This window comes from Isoptericola dokdonensis DS-3 (genome assembly GCF_001636295.1).
Taxonomy (GTDB): Bacteria; Actinomycetota; Actinomycetes; order Actinomycetales; family Cellulomonadaceae; genus Isoptericola; species Isoptericola dokdonensis.
On sequence record NZ_CP014209.1, the window covers coordinates 2737578 to 2753275 of the forward strand.

General features: G+C 74.6%; 14 protein-coding genes. 11 read left to right on the forward strand and 3 right to left on the reverse strand.

Features of this window, described 5'->3' with window-relative positions:
* Nucleotides 1-75 precede the first annotated feature (75 nt).
* Nucleotides 76-1689, reverse strand: a complete 1614-nt coding sequence (locus I598_RS12735; RefSeq protein WP_068203281.1) for a 5-oxoprolinase subunit B/C family protein — start codon at nt 1687-1689, stop codon at nt 76-78.
* Nucleotide 1690: 1 nt separating this feature from the next.
* Nucleotides 1691-2479, reverse strand: coding sequence for a LamB/YcsF family protein (locus I598_RS12740; RefSeq protein WP_068203282.1), 789 nt, complete (start codon nt 2477-2479; stop codon nt 1691-1693).
* A gap of 167 nt (nt 2480-2646) precedes the next feature.
* Between I598_RS12740 and I598_RS12745 the strand changes: the two genes are divergently transcribed.
* The 4 genes from I598_RS12745 (at nt 2647) to I598_RS12760 (ending at nt 6241) form a co-directional block, all read left to right on the forward strand.
* Nucleotides 2647-4896 carry a M15 family metallopeptidase gene (locus I598_RS12745; RefSeq protein WP_068203283.1) on the forward strand — a complete coding sequence of 750 codons (2250 nt, stop codon included), beginning with the start codon at nt 2647-2649 and terminating at the stop codon, nt 4894-4896.
* Complete coding sequence (locus I598_RS12750; RefSeq protein ID WP_068203284.1) at nt 4893-5231, forward strand: DUF2087 domain-containing protein; 339 nt, start codon at nt 4893-4895, stop codon at nt 5229-5231. The genes I598_RS12745 and I598_RS12750 overlap by 4 nt, the downstream gene beginning before the upstream one ends.
* Nucleotides 5228-5722: an aminoacyl-tRNA deacylase gene (locus tag I598_RS12755; protein WP_068203285.1), complete on the forward strand. Its 495-nt coding sequence runs from the start codon at nt 5228-5230 to the stop codon at nt 5720-5722. The genes I598_RS12750 and I598_RS12755 overlap by 4 nt, the downstream gene beginning before the upstream one ends.
* Nucleotides 5723-5863: 141 nt before the next feature.
* On the forward strand, nt 5864-6241 hold the full coding sequence (locus tag I598_RS12760; protein WP_068203286.1) for an STAS domain-containing protein: 378 nt from the start codon (nt 5864-5866) through the stop codon (nt 6239-6241).
* 89 nt (nt 6242-6330) lie between these two features.
* Here the strand turns inward: I598_RS12760 and I598_RS12765 are convergent, their stop codons facing one another.
* The gene (locus I598_RS12765) at nt 6331-7368 is read right to left on the reverse strand and encodes a LacI family DNA-binding transcriptional regulator (protein WP_232314154.1); all 1038 of its coding nucleotides are present in this window, start codon (nt 7366-7368) and stop codon (nt 6331-6333) included.
* 54 nt (nt 7369-7422) lie between these two features.
* Here I598_RS12765 and I598_RS12770 point away from each other — a divergent pair, with 54 nt between their 5' ends.
* The 7 genes from I598_RS12770 (at nt 7423) to I598_RS12795 (ending at nt 15687) form a co-directional block, all read left to right on the forward strand.
* A complete protein-coding gene (locus I598_RS12770) occupies nt 7423-8952 on the forward strand; it encodes an alpha-N-arabinofuranosidase (RefSeq protein ID WP_068203288.1) in 1530 nt (509 codons plus the stop codon).
* A gap of 164 nt (nt 8953-9116) precedes the next feature.
* Complete coding sequence (locus I598_RS12775; RefSeq protein WP_198155694.1) at nt 9117-10283, forward strand: winged helix DNA-binding domain-containing protein; 1167 nt, start codon at nt 9117-9119, stop codon at nt 10281-10283.
* 4 nt (nt 10284-10287) lie between these two features.
* Entirely contained in the window at nt 10288-11541 is a 1254-nt protein-coding gene (locus I598_RS12780; protein WP_068203290.1) for an FAD-binding protein, read from the forward strand.
* A gap of 158 nt (nt 11542-11699) precedes the next feature.
* On the forward strand, nt 11700-13274 hold the full coding sequence (locus I598_RS12785) for a sodium-dependent transporter (RefSeq protein ID WP_068203291.1): 1575 nt from the start codon (nt 11700-11702) through the stop codon (nt 13272-13274).
* The gene (locus tag I598_RS17460) at nt 13271-13438 is read left to right on the forward strand and encodes a methionine/alanine import family NSS transporter small subunit (protein WP_083973253.1); all 168 of its coding nucleotides are present in this window, start codon (nt 13271-13273) and stop codon (nt 13436-13438) included. Before I598_RS12785 ends, I598_RS17460 begins: the two co-directional genes overlap by 4 nt.
* Nucleotides 13439-13772: 334 nt before the next feature.
* Nucleotides 13773-14693 (forward strand): transporter substrate-binding domain-containing protein, encoded by a 921-nt coding sequence (locus I598_RS12790; RefSeq protein WP_068203292.1) that lies wholly within the window; start codon nt 13773-13775, stop codon nt 14691-14693.
* Nucleotide 14694: 1 nt separating this feature from the next.
* Nucleotides 14695-15687: an amino acid ABC transporter permease gene (locus I598_RS12795; protein WP_068203293.1), complete on the forward strand. Its 993-nt coding sequence runs from the start codon at nt 14695-14697 to the stop codon at nt 15685-15687.
* The last annotated feature ends 11 nt before the right edge of the window (nt 15688-15698 follow it).

A 15698-nucleotide genomic window follows, 5' to 3' on the forward strand; every position in this document is an offset into this window, starting at 1 on the left:
TGGTCCGGAGCGATCCGTGGTGCGTCGTGGGTCACAGATCCTGTCGAGATCGTGTGACGGCCTCCGGCGCCGCCTTCACGCCGGGTCGTCCGGGGGTGCGTCGAAGTGCAGCCGCGCCCCCTCGGGGAGCTGCCCGAGCAGCCACCGGTGGGACGCCGCGACGACCGCGACCACCGGGTAGCCGCCGGTCTGCGGGTGGTCGGGGCCGAACAGCAGGGGCTGCCCGCCCGGCGGGACCTGCACCCCGCCCGTGCCGACGCCCTCGCTGGGGAGCTCGCGGCCCACGGCCTCAGGCCGCCGGTCGAGCGGCACCGCGCCGCGCAGCCGGGTGCCGACGCGGTCCGCCAGCGCCGTCACCTCCCACTCCTGGGTGAGCAGGCGCCGCAGGGCGGCGGCGGTGAACCAGTCGTCGCGCGGTCCGAGCGTCACGGGGAGCCGGACGACGTCACCGGGCGCGGGCAGGGCACCGGGGTCGGGCGCACCGCCGTCGTCCGCCGCGACGGCACCGCCCGGCGGTGGCCCGACGGGCAGCACGGCCCCGACCGCCAGCGGTGCGGGGCCGATCCCGCCGAGCAGGTCGGTGGAGCGGGAGCCGAGGACGGGCGTCGCCGCGAGACCTCCGCGCACCGCCACGTAGACGGACAGGCCGCGCTCGACCGCGCCGACGACGAGGTCGTCGCCGTCGGCGAGCCGGACCGCGTGCGCCCAGGGCACCGGGCGGTCACGACCGTCCGGCGAGCGCACCGTGACGGGCACGGCGGCGCCCGTCACCGCCACGACCAGCGTCCCGCGGGCCCGCAGCCGCAGCCCGCCGTGGGTCTCCACGGCGGCGTCGTCGGGCCGGGTGCCGACGGCGCGCAGCGCTGCCCGGAGGCTGCGCGGGTCGGCGGCGCCGGACGCGCCGACCCCGAGGTCCGCCAGCCCGGGGCGGCCGAGGTCCTGGAGCAGCGAGTGCGTGCCGGGGTCGACGACCTCGACGGCGGCGCGGCCGGGTGCGCCGTCCGGTGCGGGCGTGCGGGCGGGCGCGACGCCGTCCGTACCGTCGCGGGCCGGGACGGTACGGACGACGTCCCGCACGGCCCGGAACCGCACCCGGTCGCCGGGTGCCCAGGCGACCGGCGGGTCGCGGTCGAGGTCCCACAGGACGGCGCCGGTGCGGCCCAGGAGCTGCCACCCGCCCGGCCCCTCGCGCGGGTAGACGCCGGAGTACGCGCCCGCCAGCGCCACCGACCCGGCGGGCACCCGGGTCCGGGGTACGTCCCGCCGCGGCACGACGAGCCCGGCGTCCGTCCCGGTGAGGTAGCCGAAACCGGGCGCGAACCCCATGAACGCGACGGTCCACACGGCCTCGGTGTGCCGCCGCACCACCTCCTCGACGGACGTCCCGAGCAGGTCGGCGACGTCGGCGAGGTCGGTGCCGTCGTAGACGACCGGCAGGTCGAGCGTGCGCGGCGGCCCGGTGTCGGCGGCGGGGCCGTGCGCGCCGAGACGGGCGGCCAGCAGCCCCTCGAGGGCCGTCCGGTCGACCCGTGCGGGGTCGTGGACGACGAGCAGCGTGCTCGCCCCGGGCACGGTCGGGCCCACCCCCGCCACGGGCCGGTCCGTGAGGGAGCGGTGCAGGGCCACCGCCTCGGCGGCCGACGCGCACTCGACGAGGACGGCGTCGTCGCCCGCGGGCCGGAGCCGCACGTCAGGCGTCCACGAAGGGACGCAGGTCGACGCCCGCCGCCGTGAGCACGGCGCGCACGCGCACCGCCATCTCGACGGCTCCGGGGGTGTCGCCGTGCACGCACACGGAGTCCGCGCGGACGGTCACGAGCGACCCGTCGGTCGCCTCGACGACCCCGTCGGTGGCCAGGCGCAGCACCCGCCGGGCCACCTGCTCGGGGTCGTGCAGCACGGCACCCGGTTCCGAGCGCGCCACCAGGCGGCCCTCGGGCGTGTACGCGCGGTCGGCGAACGCCTCGGCGGCGACGGGCAGCCCCGCGGCCGCGGCGGCGTCCAGCGCGACGCTCCCCGGCAGCCCGAGCAGCACCAGCGTCGGGTCGACGGCGGCGACCGCGGCGGCGACGTCCTCGGCGACGCGCGGGTCGACGGCCGCCGTGTTGTACAAGGCGCCGTGCGGTTTGACGTAGGTGACGCGGCCGCCCTCGGCCGCCGCCACCGCCTGGAGCGCCCCGAGCTGGTAGACGACGTCGGCGCGGAGCTCCTCGCTCGGCACGTCCATCCGGCGGCGGCCGAACCCGACGAGGTCCCGGTAGGCGACGTGCGCGCCGAGCGCCGCCCCCCGCGCGACGGCCGCCCGCACGGTGTGTCGCATCGTCGCCGGGTCGCCGGCGTGGAAGCCGCAGGCCACGTTCGCGCTCGTCACGACGTCCAGCATCCGGACGTCGTCGCCGAGCCGCCACGCGCCGAAGCCCTCGCCCAGGTCGCTGTTCAGGTCGAGGCGGGCGGGCGTGTGCGCAGGTCGCCGGTCCATGGGCACCAGTCTGCCCCGCCCGGCGTCCGCGGTCGGGGAAAGTTCGCCCACAGGTTCAGCCGCTCCAGGGCTGGCGGTCTGCGGCGGTGTCACGCAGAGTGGTGAAGGCGACACCTTCGTGTGCGAAGATGCGACCGCCAGCACCGGTGCTCGGGGAGAGGTTCCACGTGATTGTCGAGGACAGCGACGCTCCGGACGAGCACGGCGCCACGCCGTCCGGCCCGGGTGTCGCGCGTGCGCAGGACCACGGCGCACTCCGACGCACTCTCGTCGCCGGCGCCCTGACCGTCGCCCTGGCCTGCGGTTTCATGGGTGTCTCGGCCGCCGCGCTGCCGTGGAACACGTTCGGCGCGCACCCCGACTTCACCGAGCCGCTCCCGTCCGACGAGGTCCCCGACGTACCGGTGGTGGGCACCTCGTCGTCGACCGGCCCGAGGACGGTCGCGCAGGTGCTCGACGCCGTCGGTCGTGCCGAGGTCGTCGCCGCGGAGGCCGGCCGCTCGGCCGCCCCGGACGTCCAGCAGGCCGCCGCCGAGCTGGGGCTGCTCCTGGTCACCTACGTGGCCCAGCAGGAGGCCCAGGTCGAGCCGCGCGTGGGCGCGCCCGCCGTCCGCACGGACGTGCTGGACCTCGGGGAGACGCCGGCCCCCGAGCTGCCGCTCGTCGAGGCGGGCGGCGTCGCACCCGACCCGACCGACCCGCTCGTGCCGTCCCCGCTGCGGCCTCCGGCCGAGGTCGCGCCCGACGCGGACGGCGCGGGCGATTCCGTGGACGGTGCTCTCGACGGCTCCCCCGACAGCGGGGCCGGCACCGCGCCCGGGACGCAGGACGTCCCCGCGCTCGACGCGCCGACCCTCGAGTCGCCGGAGCCGAGCGTGCCGGGCCCCGACGGCGAGGGCGCCGCGTTCAGCGCCGCCTCGACCGTCTCGAACGTCGTCCAGCCGGACCTCGGCTCCACGGAACCGCGTACCACGGACGACGCGACGGAGGACCCGGAGACCATGCACGACCCGGGCGCCGGGTCCGACGCGGTCACCGGCACGACGCCGGGGGCGCACCCCGACGACGAGTCGGACGGCCACGAGCACCCCGACGAGGCCGTGACGTTCGACGACGTCGTCATCGCCGCGACCAACCTGACGACCCTGCTCGACCCGGCCACCGCCACCTACGTGCTGGACGTGCGCCCCGCGATCACCGAGCTGCCGGACGGCACGCTGGTCAACGACGAGGGGCTGCCGGTCGACGCGAACGGTCTCCCGATCGGGCTGGGGACGCCGGGCCTCACGGACGCGCTGCAGACGGTCGTGGACCGGTACGCGGGCACGACGGCCGGCTACGCGAACGGCCGGATCCCGGCGTCCGTGCTCTGCGAGATCCCCTGGGCGCCGTGGCACATGCTGCGCTGCGACGCCGCCGCCCAGCTCGAGTCCCTCAACACCGCCTACCGGGCCGAGTTCGGCACCGACATCCCCATCACCGACTCGTACCGCTCGTACGACGCGCAGGTCGCGGTGCGTGCCGCCAAGCCGACGCTCGCCGCGGTGCCGGGCACGTCGAACCACGGCTGGGGGCTCGCCCTCGACCTGTCGACGCCGATCTCCGGCGGTACGTCCGCGGAGTACGCGTGGCTACGGGTGCACGGCCCGGACTACGGCTGGGACAACCCGACGTGGGCACGTCCCGACGGACGCAAGCCGGAGCCGTGGCACTTCGAGTTCTTCGCGGCGGGCCCGATCCCGGACCGTGCGTCGACCGACTACGGCACGGACTGGGCGTCGGGCACCGGGTCGACCGGCGCGACGTCGCAGCCCGCCGACACGGAGGCCGACGGCGACAAGGACAAGGCCGAGGGCTCCGGTCAGGGCAAGGACAAGGGCAAGGACAAGGACACGAAGCAGGGCGACAAGGGCGCGGACAAGGGCACGGGCTCGGGCGGCGCCACGAAGGGCGACGACCCGAAGGGCGACAAGGACACGACGCCGACGCCGAAGCCGAAGCCCACCCCGACCCCCGGGCCGACCCCGAAGCCCACGGCCACGCCGAAGCCCAGCCCGACGCCGAAGCCGACCTCCTCGCCGAAGCCCAGCCCGTCGCCGGAGCCCAGCCCGACGGAGACGGCTGAGCCGACGCCGGAGCCGACGCCGACCGAGACGGCCAAGCCGACCCCGGAGCCGACGCCGACCGAGACCGCCGAGCCGGCGCCCGAACCCGAGCCCGAGCCGACCGAGGACGCATCCGAGCCCACCCCGGAGGCGTCGCCGAGCGAGGCCGCACCCGAGCCCGAGCAGGACGGCGGCGGGTCCGGCGACGAGGAGCCGGCCGGCACGGCCGCTGCCGCGCCGTCCACCACCAACGGTCGCTCCCGCGCCGGCCGGCCGACGCCCGACCGCGGAGGGGACGGCGAGCAGGAGTGACCGAGGGCGCCCCCGTCGGCGACCCTCGACGGTTCCTCACCGACGGCCGCCTGGAGCGCTCGCCGCGCCGGTGGCGTGACAAGGTCGCCGTGACCCGCTACCTCGCGACGGTCGCGCTGCCCCGGCTGCTCGACCCCGTGCCGGAGCGGGAGCTCACCGACCGGCTGGCGCGGGTCGCCCGCGACCCGGTCGGTCTCCGCCGCGCGATGGTGGACCTCGGGGTCGTGTCCCGCACCCGTGACGGCGCGGAGTACTGGCGGACCGAACGCACCGAGCACGACGACGACCCCGACGTCCTGGAGCTGGCCGCCCGGGTGCTGGAGGAGGACGGATGACCGACGATTCCCCTGCGGAGCGGCGCGCCCGCGAGGCGCTGGAGGCCGCCGCCGTCGCGCACGTCATCACCCGGAACGGGCCGGTCCGTTCGCTCGCTGAGGCGGCTGCCGCGCGCGGGCTGGAGCCCGACCAGATCCTCAAGTCGTTGGTCGTGCGGCGTGGTGACGACGACTACCTGTTCGTCCTCGTCCCGGGTGGGCGCACGATCTCCTGGCCGCGGTTGCGTGCCCTCCTGGGGGTGAACCGGCTGTCGATGCCGGACGCCGCCGTGGCCCGTGACGTCACCGGCTACGAGCGGGGGACGATCACCCCGTTCGGTTCGACGCGACCGTGGCCCGTGGTGGCCGACGCGACCGTCCCGGGACGGGGTACGGTGTCGGTCGGGGCCGGTGGTCACGGCGTCGCGGCGTCGCTGGACGCCGACGATCTCCTGCGCGTCCTCCGCGCTCAGGTGGCGGACGTGACCGACCCGGAACCCTCACAGGACTGACGTGGCACCACCCCGTCGTGTCGACGCGTAGCACTGGACGAATCGACGCGGCGGGTGAACACTCGATCAGTGGTTGTCGGGACCGGGGGGCGACAACCGCCCTGCCTGCTTGCCGACGGCACGACTGGAGCAGCCTTCCCGATGGACACCGACCGCACCTCCGAACTCGAGCCCGACCCGGACGCCGGGTCGGGGATCTCCTGCCAGCACCAGGAGGACGCGACCTACATCACGCTGTGGGGCGAGGTGGACGCCGCGCTGCGCGAGGCCGCCAGCGACGCGATGTCCGCGGTCGTCTCCCGGCCTGCGCAGACACCGCTGGCGGTGGACGCCCGCGACGTGACGTTCCTGGACTCGTCCGGCGTCGCCTTCATCCTCCAGCTCTACATGCTGGGTCAGGAGACGGGCGCCCCGGTGCACCTCCTGGAGCCGTCGGAGGCGGTGACCGAGGTGCTGGAGATGATCGGCATGGGCGGCCGCATCCCGATCAAGCACGAGGAGCAGCACGCCGGCGCGTGACCCGCGCGGCTCGACGAGCGCCCGTCCGGACCTCCGGGCGGGCGTTCGTCGTCCCCGGGTGGTGCGGACGGGAATCGGACGCCGCCCGCTCAGGCGACCGGTCGCGTGCTGCCGCGCACGACCAGCCGCACGGGCGCGACGACGTGCTCGCCGGTGCGGCCGGGGTCACCGGCGCCGCCCGGGCCGGCCGGCCCGGCCTGCCGGTCGAGGAGCCGCAGCGCCGCGTGCGCCATCGCGTCGTGGCCGGGGTCGACGGTGGTGAGGGCGGGGACGGTGAACCCGCTCGCCGCGAGGTCGTCGAACCCGACGACCTGGACGTCGTCGGGCACGCGCAGCCCGGCCTCGGCGAGACCGGCGAGGACGCCGGTGGCGAGTGTGTCGGTGACGGCGAGGACTCCGTCGAAGGGGACGTCGGCGGCGACGAGCCGGCGCACGGCGTCCCGGCCGTCCGCGAGGTCGGCGCGGGGTGCCGGCACGACGAGCGCCGGGTCGGGCTCGATCCCCGCCGCGGCGTGCGCGGCGACCCACCCGGCCGTGCGCGCGGGCATCATGCCGGCGTCGGGATCGGGGTCGGCGCCGCCGACGACGGCGACGCGGCGGGAGCCGGCGGCGAGCAGGTGGGCGGTGGCGATCCGGGCGCCACGCACGTTGTCCATGCGGACGTGGTCGTGGCGGGCGGGCATCCGCTGCTCGCCGAGGAGCACGAGCGGCGCGGAGGTCCGTACGGAGTCGAGGTCGGCGGGGGTGAGGCCGACGACGGACAGCAGGACGCCGTCGTAGAGCTGCCAGCGCGCCTGCGTGAGCGCGGCGAGCTCTCCGTGCGGGCCGGCGTCGGTCTGCTCGACGGCGAGGTGGCGGCCCTGCGGGGCGAGGAGGCCGGTGAGGCGGGCGGCGAGCTCGCCGTAGTACGGGTGGTCGAGGCGGGGGACGACGAGTGCGACGGTGTCGGTGCGGCCCGCCCGGAGGTGCCGGGCGGTGAGGTTGAGCTCGTAGCCGAGCTCGGCGGCGGCGGCCTCGACCCGGGCGCGGGTGGCGGGGCTGACCGGGCGGCGGCCGGTGAGGACGTTGGAGACGGTCATCGCGGACACGCCGGCGGCGCGCGCCACGTCGCTCATGGTCGGTCTCACGGGCGTCACGGTACCCCCTTCCCGACTCCGTAGTTTATCGATAAAGTCCGGCGCATGGACACGACAACGGCCGTCATCGACCTGGACCTGCCCGGACCCCGCATCTCCCGCCACGTCTACGGGCACTTCGCCGAGCACCTCGGCCGCTGCATCTACGGGGGCTTCTACGTCGGCGAGGACGCCGACGTCCCGCACGTGCGCGGCATCCGGCTCGACGTCGTCGAGGCGCTGCGCGAGCTCGCGATCCCCAACCTGCGCTGGCCCGGCGGCTGCTTCGCCGACGACTACCACTGGCGCGACGGCATCGGCCCCCGCGACGAGCGCCCCCGCATGGTCAACTCGCACTGGGGCGACGTCGTCGAGGACAACGCGTTCGGCACCCACGAGTTCATGGACCTGTGCGAGCTGCTCGGCGCCGAGGCGTACGTCGCCGGGAACGTCGGCTCCGGCACCGTCGCCGAGATGAGCGAGTGGATCGAGTACCTCACCCGCGCCGACGACTCCCCGATGGCCGCGCTGCGCCGCGCGAACGGCCGCGACGAGCCCTGGAAGGTGCCGTTCTTCGGCGTCGGGAACGAGGCGTGGGGCTGCGGCGGGAACCTGCGCGTCGAGCAGTTCGCCTCCCTGGCCCGCCAGTACTCGACGTACGTGCGCGACCACGCGGGCAACGAGGTCTACCGCATCGCCGCCGGGGCGTCCGACGGCGACCTGCACTGGACCGAGGTCCTCATGCAGTCGTTCGGCCCGCTCGACGGCCCGGCCGACGCCGCCGCCCCGGCCGCGCCCTTCCAGGGCATCTCCCTGCACTACTACACGTTCACCGGCACCTGGCAGGACAAGGGCTCCGCGACGGGGTTCACCGAGGACGAGTGGTACCTCGCGCTGCAGAAGGCGTCCTTCATGGAGCACCTGCTCACGCGGCACGGCCAGGTCATGGACCGCTACGACCCGGCGCGGCGGGTCGGGCTCGTCGTCGACGAGTGGGGCACCTGGTGGAACGTCGAGCCCGGCACCAACCCCGGGTTCCTGTACCAGCAGAACACCCTGCGCGACGCCCTCGTGGCCTCCGTCCACCTCGACGCGTTCCACCGGCACGCGGACCGCGTCGTCATGGCCAACATCGCCCAGACGGTCAACGTGCTCCAGGCGATGCTGCTCACCGACCCGGACACCGGGGCGCTGGTGCGCACCCCGAGCTTCCACGTGTTCGCGATGAACCGCCCGCACCACGACGCCGACTCCCTCGCCGTGCACCTGCGCGACGTCCCCGAGCGGGAGGTCGACGGCGACGCGCTGCCGCTGGTGTCGGCGTCCGCGTCGGTCAAGGGCGACGCCGCGTGCGTCTCGCTGACCAACCTCGACGCCGACGCCGCCCGGACCGTCGTGCTCGACCTGCGCGGCCGGGACGTCGTCGGGCACGCCGCGACCGTGCTGACGGCCGCGGCGACGTCGTCGCACAACACGCCCGACGACCCGGCCGCCGTCGCGCCGGCCCCGCTGGACTCGGTGCGGGCGCACGAGCGCGGCCTGGAGGTCACGCTGCCCGCGCACTCGTACGTGACGGTGACGCTGACGCTCGGCTGAGACGCCGGTCCGACGGCGCGGTTCCTCACGTATCCCGCCCCGACACGTGAGGAACCGCGCTGTCACGGCTGACCGTGCTGCTCTTCCTCACCCGTCGCGTCCTGATGGCTGAGGAACCGCGGCACCGGGGCGGCGGCGTCGGTGGCCGGTGGCAGGGTGGGGCCATGAGCGTCGACGCCCCCGCAGTCCTCGCCGCGCGGCTGCGCGCCCACCGGCTGCGGGACCCCGACCTGCCCGACGTCGCGGCCGCCGTCCGGCACCTGCTGGCCGTGCAGGGGCAGGAGCTCCGGCCCACGCTGTACGGGCTGGACCAGCGGCTCTCCCCGGGCCGTCGCGGCGGCCCTGCGCTCGACGTGCTCGCCGACGGCCGGGTGCTGCGCACGCACGTCCTGCGGCCCACGTGGCACCTCGTCGGGTCCGACGACGTCCGCTGGCTGCTCGAGCTCACCGGGCCCCGGGTGGGACGCGTGATGGCGTCCACCGAGAAGTCGTGGGGCCTGGGCAGCCCCGACGCGGCGATCGCCGTCGTCGTCGACCTGCTCGCCGGGGGGCCGCGCACCCGCGACGACCTCGCCGCCGCCCTGGTGGACCAGGGGGTGCTCGCCGTGGACGCGCCCGGCATCGTGCTCACCCACCTGCTCATGCATGCCGAGCTGCGCCGCCTCGTCGTCAGCGGGCCGCCGGCGGGAGGCCGCCACACGTACGCCCGGTTCGACGACCGGGTGCCGGCCGGGTACGGGCCGCTCGGGTCGTCCTTCGACCGGGAGTCCGCCGTCCTGGAGCTGTGGCGCCGCTACCTGCCCGGTCGGGGGTACGCCACCGTGAAGGACCTGGCGCAGTGGAGCGGCCTGACCCTCACCGAGCTGCGCGCGGGCCTGGCCGTGCTGCTCGACGCGGGGGAGGCGACGGAGGTCGCGGGCACGGACGGGCTCGCCGGGCTCACCCTCGTCGTGGCCGCCGACGGCGTGGGACCGGCCGGGGCTGACGCCGCACGGCGCGCGAGCACCTCCGCGCGACCTGCCGCCGGGGACGCGCCGGTCGCGGACCTGCTGTGCGCGTACGACGAGATCGTGTGCTCGTACGGTGAGTCGAGGGGAGTCCTGGCGGACCCGCGCGCCCCGGAGCCGGGTCGTGTGGGCGCGTTCGTGCACACGGTGACGATCGACGGGCTGCGGGCCGCCAGGTGGCGCTGGCCCGCGCGGGTGCCCGCCACCGGCGACGTCGACCTGGACGTGCAGTGGCAGCGGGAGCCGACGCCCGCGGACCTCGCGGCGGTCGCCGACGCGGCCGCCGACCTGACCGTTCACCTGCGAGGACGCGTGGCAGGCTAGGCGGATGCGGAACTGGGCCGGCAACCTCACCTATGCCTCGACGAACCTGCGCCGACCGGCCTCGCTCGCCGAGCTGGCCGACGCGCTGGCCGGGTCGGGGCCGGTGCGGGCGCTGGGCTCGCGCCACTCCTTCAACGACGTCGCGGACACCACCGGCGTGCACGTACAGGTGGACCAGCTGGACGACGGCCGGCCCGCCGTGGACCTCGACCCGGCGACGGGCGTGGTGTCCGTCAACGCGGGCCTGCGGTACGGCGAGGTGTCGCGGGCGCTGGAGGCGCAGGGGCGGGCGCTGGGGAACCTGGCGTCGCTGCCGCACATCTCGGTCGCGGGGGCGGTGGCGACGGCGACCCACGGCTCGGGTGACGCGAACCGGTGCCTGGCCGGTGACGTCGTCGGGCTGGAGATGATGACGACCGCCGGCGAGCTGCGCCGGGTCACGCGCGCCGACCACCCGGACGTGTTCGGCGGGACGGTCGTGTCGCTCGGCGCGCTGGGTGTCGTCACGCGCGTGGAGCTGGCCACGGCGCCGACGTTCGCCGTGCGGCAGGACGTCGCGCTGGACGTGCCGTGGGACGCCGTGCTGGGCAGCCTCGACGCGGTGACGGGCGCGGCGTACTCGGTCAGCCTCTTCACGTCGTGGGACGAGCCGGCGGTCCGGCAGGTCTGGTTCAAGTCGCGGGTGGACGACGGCGTCGGGGTGCGCCCGGAGCCCGTGGCTGGCCTGGCCTGGGCGACCACGGAGGTGCACCCGCTGCCCGGTGTCGACCCGGCCGCGTGCACGCCCCAGCTCGGGGCGGCCGGGCCGTGGAACGAGCGGCTGAGCCACTTCCGGCTCGAGTTCACGCCGTCGGCCGGGGAGGAGCTGCAGTCGGAGTACCTGCTGCCCCGCGCGAGCGCGGTCGCGGCGATCGAGGCGGTGCGGGCGCTCGGGCCCCGGGTCGCCCCGCTGCTCCAGACGTCGGAGATCCGCACGGTCGCGGCCGACGACCACTGGCTGAGCCCGTTCGACGAGGACTCGGTGGCCCTCCACTTCACCTGGCACCCTCGCGGCGCGGAGGTCGCCGCCGTCCTGCCGCTGCTGGAGGAGGCGCTGCTGCCGCTCGGCGCCCGTCCGCACTGGGGCAAGCTCTTCGCCGTCGACGCGGCCGACCTGGGGGCGCTCTACCCCCGCTTCGCGGACTTCCGTGAGCTCGCCGCGAGGTTCGACCCGGAGGGCCGGCTGCACGGCGGCTACCTGCGACGACTCCTGCGGTGACCACATCGTGAGACGGCCCGCGCGTCGAATGTTCGGCGTCGCGAAGGGCCGCGCAGCGCCCTGACGTGCAGTTCGACGTGCCAGCGTGACGTCGGTCACGCATCATCGAAGCCGAGTGGTTTGACCAGCGTCGAGACAGCACGAAAGGTGTGTGACCCGTGAGTGCTGAACACAAGGCCGCCCCGCGCGAGCAGTTCACCGGACAGGTGGGATTCATCCTGTCGGCGATCGGCTCGGCCGTGGGCCTCGGCAACATCTGGCGGTTCCCCGGCGTCGCCTACGAGAACGGTGGCGGCGCCTTCATGGTGCCCTACCTGATCGCACTGCTGACCGCGGGCATCCCCATCCTCTTCCTCGACTACGCCCTCGGGCACCGCTTCCGCGGAGGCGCCCCCCAGGCCTTCCGCCGCGTCAAGGGCTGGCTCGAGTCCCTCGGCTGGTTCCAGGTGATGATCTGCATCCTCATCGCCGTCTACTACGCCGCCGTCGTCGCCTGGGCGGGGAGCTTCTTCGTCTACTCGTTCGGGCTCGACTGGGGTGACGACGCCGCCGCCTTCTTCGTCGGCGAGCACCTCCAGCTCGCGGACGTCGGCGGCGCCGACCCGTGGCTGACGTTCGACTTCGTCGCCGCCGTGCTCATCCCGCTGGTCATCGTGTGGATCGCGGTCATCGCCGTCCTCGCCGCCGGCGTGGTCAAGGGTGTCCAGCGGGCCAACGTCGTCTTCATCCCGCTGCTCGTCGTCGCGTTCGGCATCCTCGTCGTGCGCTCGCTGTTCCTCGAGGGCGCCATCGACGGGCTCAACGTCCTGTTCACGCCCGACTGGAGCGCGCTGGGCGACGCCGACGTGTGGATCGCCGCCTACGGGCAGATCTTCTTCTCGCTGTCCGTCGCGTTCGGCATCATGATCACGTACTCGTCGTACCGGGCCCGCAAGGCCAACATGACGAGCCCCGGGCTGGTCGTCGCGTTCTCCAACTCCGGCTTCGAGCTGCTCGCCGGCATCGGCGTGTTCTCCGCCCTCGGGTTCCTCGCGTCGCAGGAGGGCGTGACCGTCGCCGACCTCAACTTCCAGGGTGTCCTGCTCGCGTTCGTAACCTTCCCGACGATCGTGTCCGAGATGCCCGGCGGCGCGTTCTTCGGCGCGCTGTTCTTCGGGTCGCTCGTCATGGCGGGCTTCACCTCGCTCGTGTCGATCCTCCAGGTGGTCTCCGCGGCGCTCCAGGAGAAGTTCGCGCTCTCCCGCCGCGCCGCGACGCTCGGGATGGGCCTGGTCCTCGGGGCGGTGTCGGTCCTCGGCTTCTCCACGACCACCGGCCTCGTCCTGCTCGACACCGTCGACGCGTTCGTCAACAACATCGGCATCGTGGCGTCCGCGGTCTTCATGTGCGTGTTCGTCGTGTGGGTCTACCGCAAGGCCCCCGAGCTGCGGTACCACCTCAACGCGGTGTCGACGACGCAGGTGGGTCGCTGGTGGTACGCCTGCGTCGGCGTGATCGTCCCGGTCATGCTCGTCGTCATGCTCGTGCAGTACGTGATCCTGCGCATCGACGAGCCGTACGAGGGCTACGACACCACCTACCTGCTGTACGCGGGCTGGGGCTCGGTGCTGCTGCTCTTCGTCGGAGCCATCCTGTTCACCCTGCCGCGCTGGCGCGGGGCCACCGCGTTCACCGCCTGGCCGACGTACCCGCCGACCCAGGACCCCGCCGTCATGAAGGAGGCCTCGCGATGAGCACCGAGGCAGTGCTGATGATGATCGTCGCCCTGGTCATCGTGTGGGGCGGGCTGGTCGTGAGCATCCTCGCCCTGCGCGCCCGCCCCGAGCGGGCCGACTATCCCGCCGGCGGCGAGGACGACCACCGCGAGGACACGGAGATCCTGCGCCACGACACGTAGTCCGGTGGTGTGGGTCCGGGGTGGTGGGGTGTTCGGGCGCGGTCGCGCTCACGGTCGCTGCGCGACCTCCGCTTCCGGTCCGACGACCGCGCCCGAACACCCCACCACCCCCGTCCTGGGTTCAGCACGAAGGGGCCGGATCGGCAGCTCGAGCTGCCGATCCGGCCCCTTTCTGCCGATCTGACGGGCGTCCGCGGCGGCCGGCGTGACGGATGCCACGGGGGCGCGGTTTGATCCCGGGCGGAATATGTATTCATACTGCTGCATAGGCGCGCCGACTCTCGGACCCGGGAACCCCCGGCGCACACCCCCCCGAGACCCCTGGGAGAACGCCATGCGCACCCGCTACGCCCTGCCGCTGTCCGCGCTCGCCGTCGCCGCCCTGCTGACCGGCTGCACCACCGCCTCGCAGGACCTCGGCTCGACCTCCGCCGAGACCGGCGCCGCCGACGCCGAGGCCTTCGACCCCGCGGCCGTCGCCGAGGACCCCGAGCTCGCCGCGATGGTGCCGGACGCCGTCGCCGAGGACGGCGTCCTCACCGTCGGTGCCGAGCTGTCGTACGCCCCCGCGGAGTTCCTCGACGCCGACGGCGTGACCCCCGTCGGGTTCGACGTCGACATCGCCGCCGCCGTCGCCGCGACGCTGGGCCTCGAGTCGCAGGTCGAGTCCTCCACGTTCGACGCGATCATCCCCGCCGTCGGCACGAAGTACGAGGTCGGCATCTCCGGCTTCACCATCGACGCGGAGCGGCTGAAGGTCGCGCACATGATCAGCTACTTCGACGCCGGCTCGCAGTTCGCCGTCCAGACCGGCAACCCGGAGGGCGTCGACACCGCCGACCTGTGCGGCACCACGATGGGCGTGCAGACCGGCACCGTGCAGCAGGGCGAGCTCGACGAGCTGTCCGCGCAGTGCGAGGCCGACGGCGCCGAGCCGATCGAGGTCCTCCCGTACGACTCGCAGGCCGACGTCACCACGAACCTCGTCGGCGGCAAGGTGCAGGGCATGTACGCCGACTCCCCGGTGACGGCCTACGCCGTCGAGCAGGCCGGCGGGTCCATCGAGACCCTCGGCGAGATCACCGACGCGGCCCCGTACGGCGTCGTCGTCGCCCAGGACGACGACGAGCTCGCCGCCGCCGTCCAGGCCGCCCTCCAGCAGCTCATGGACGACGGCACCCTCACCCAGATCCTCGACGGGTGGGGCAACGCCGAGGGCGCGCTGACCACCGCCGAGCTCGACCCGGGCGCCTGACATGACCGCCGACACCGCGGGCCGGACCCTCCCCGAACCCCTGACCGCCCGGCCGGTGCCCCGGCCCGGCCGCTGGGTGTCGGGTGCGGTCGTCGCCGTGCTCGCCGCGATGGTGGTGCACGCGCTGGTCACGAACCCGAACTTCCGCTGGGACACCGTCTGGTTGTACCTGCGCGACGTCAACGTGGTCCGCGGTGTCGGCTGGACCCTCGTCCTCACCTTCGGGTCGATGGCGATCGCCGTCGTCCTGGCCGTCCTGCTCGCGGTGATGCGGCGCAGCGACAACCCGGTCATGCGCTGGGTGTCGTGGACGTACATCTGGTTCTTCCGCGGCACCCCCATCTACACGCAGCTCGTGTTCTGGGGCCTCATCTCGGTGCTCTACCCGCGCCTCAGCCTGGGGGTCCCGTTCGGGCCGGAGTTCTTCGTCTTCGACACCCGGGACGTCATCACCGCGTTCTGGGCCGCCCTGATCGGCCTGGCGCTCAACGAGGCCGCCTACCTCGCGGAGATCGTGCGCGCCGGCCTCGGGTCCGTCGACCCCGGCCAGTCGGAGGCGGCCCGCGCCCTCGGCATGAAGGAGAGCAAGATCCTGCGCCGCATCGTGCTGCCGCAGGCGATGCGCGTCATCGTGCCCCCCACCGGCAACGAGACGATCTCCATGCTCAAGACGACGTCGCTGGTCGTCGCCGTACCGTTCACCCTCGAGCTCACGTACGCGACCAGCGCCATCGGCACGCGCACCTTCCAGCCCATCCCGCTGCTCATCGTCGCCGCCCTGTGGTACCTGCTCATCACGTCGGTCCTCATGGTCGGCCAGCACTACCTCGAGCGGTACTACGGACGCGGGTTCGACGGCGGCACCTCCGCCGGGCGTGGACGTGGCCGCGGGCGCGGCCCGGCCGGGCGCCGCGGCGGCCGGCTCGGCCGCCAGGAGGCCATCCGGTCCGCCGGCACCACCCACGACGACCCCTTCGCGGAGGTGACCCCGTGAGCGAGACCCCC

Bases quoted from the DNA above. Each gene is read 5' to 3' on its own strand.
- I598_RS12775 (WP_198155694.1), top strand. From the start codon at position 9,117: ATGAGCGTCGACGCCCCCGCAGTCCTCGCCGCGCGGCTGCGCGCCCAC.
- I598_RS17460 (WP_083973253.1), top strand. From the start codon at position 13,271: ATGAGCACCGAGGCAGTGCTGATGATGATCGTCGCCCTGGTCATCGTG.
- I598_RS12770 (WP_068203288.1), top strand. From the start codon at position 7,423: ATGGACACGACAACGGCCGTCATCGACCTGGACCTGCCCGGACCCCGC.
- I598_RS12790 (WP_068203292.1), top strand. From the start codon at position 13,773: ATGCGCACCCGCTACGCCCTGCCGCTGTCCGCGCTCGCCGTCGCCGCC.
- I598_RS12740 (WP_068203282.1), bottom strand. From the start codon at position 2,479: ATGGACCGGCGACCTGCGCACACGCCCGCCCGCCTCGACCTGAACAGC.
- I598_RS12755 (WP_068203285.1), top strand. From the start codon at position 5,228: ATGACCGACGATTCCCCTGCGGAGCGGCGCGCCCGCGAGGCGCTGGAG.
- I598_RS12780 (WP_068203290.1), top strand. From the start codon at position 10,288: ATGCGGAACTGGGCCGGCAACCTCACCTATGCCTCGACGAACCTGCGC.
- I598_RS12760 (WP_068203286.1), top strand. From the start codon at position 5,864: ATGGACACCGACCGCACCTCCGAACTCGAGCCCGACCCGGACGCCGGG.
- I598_RS12795 (WP_068203293.1), top strand. From the start codon at position 14,695: ATGACCGCCGACACCGCGGGCCGGACCCTCCCCGAACCCCTGACCGCC.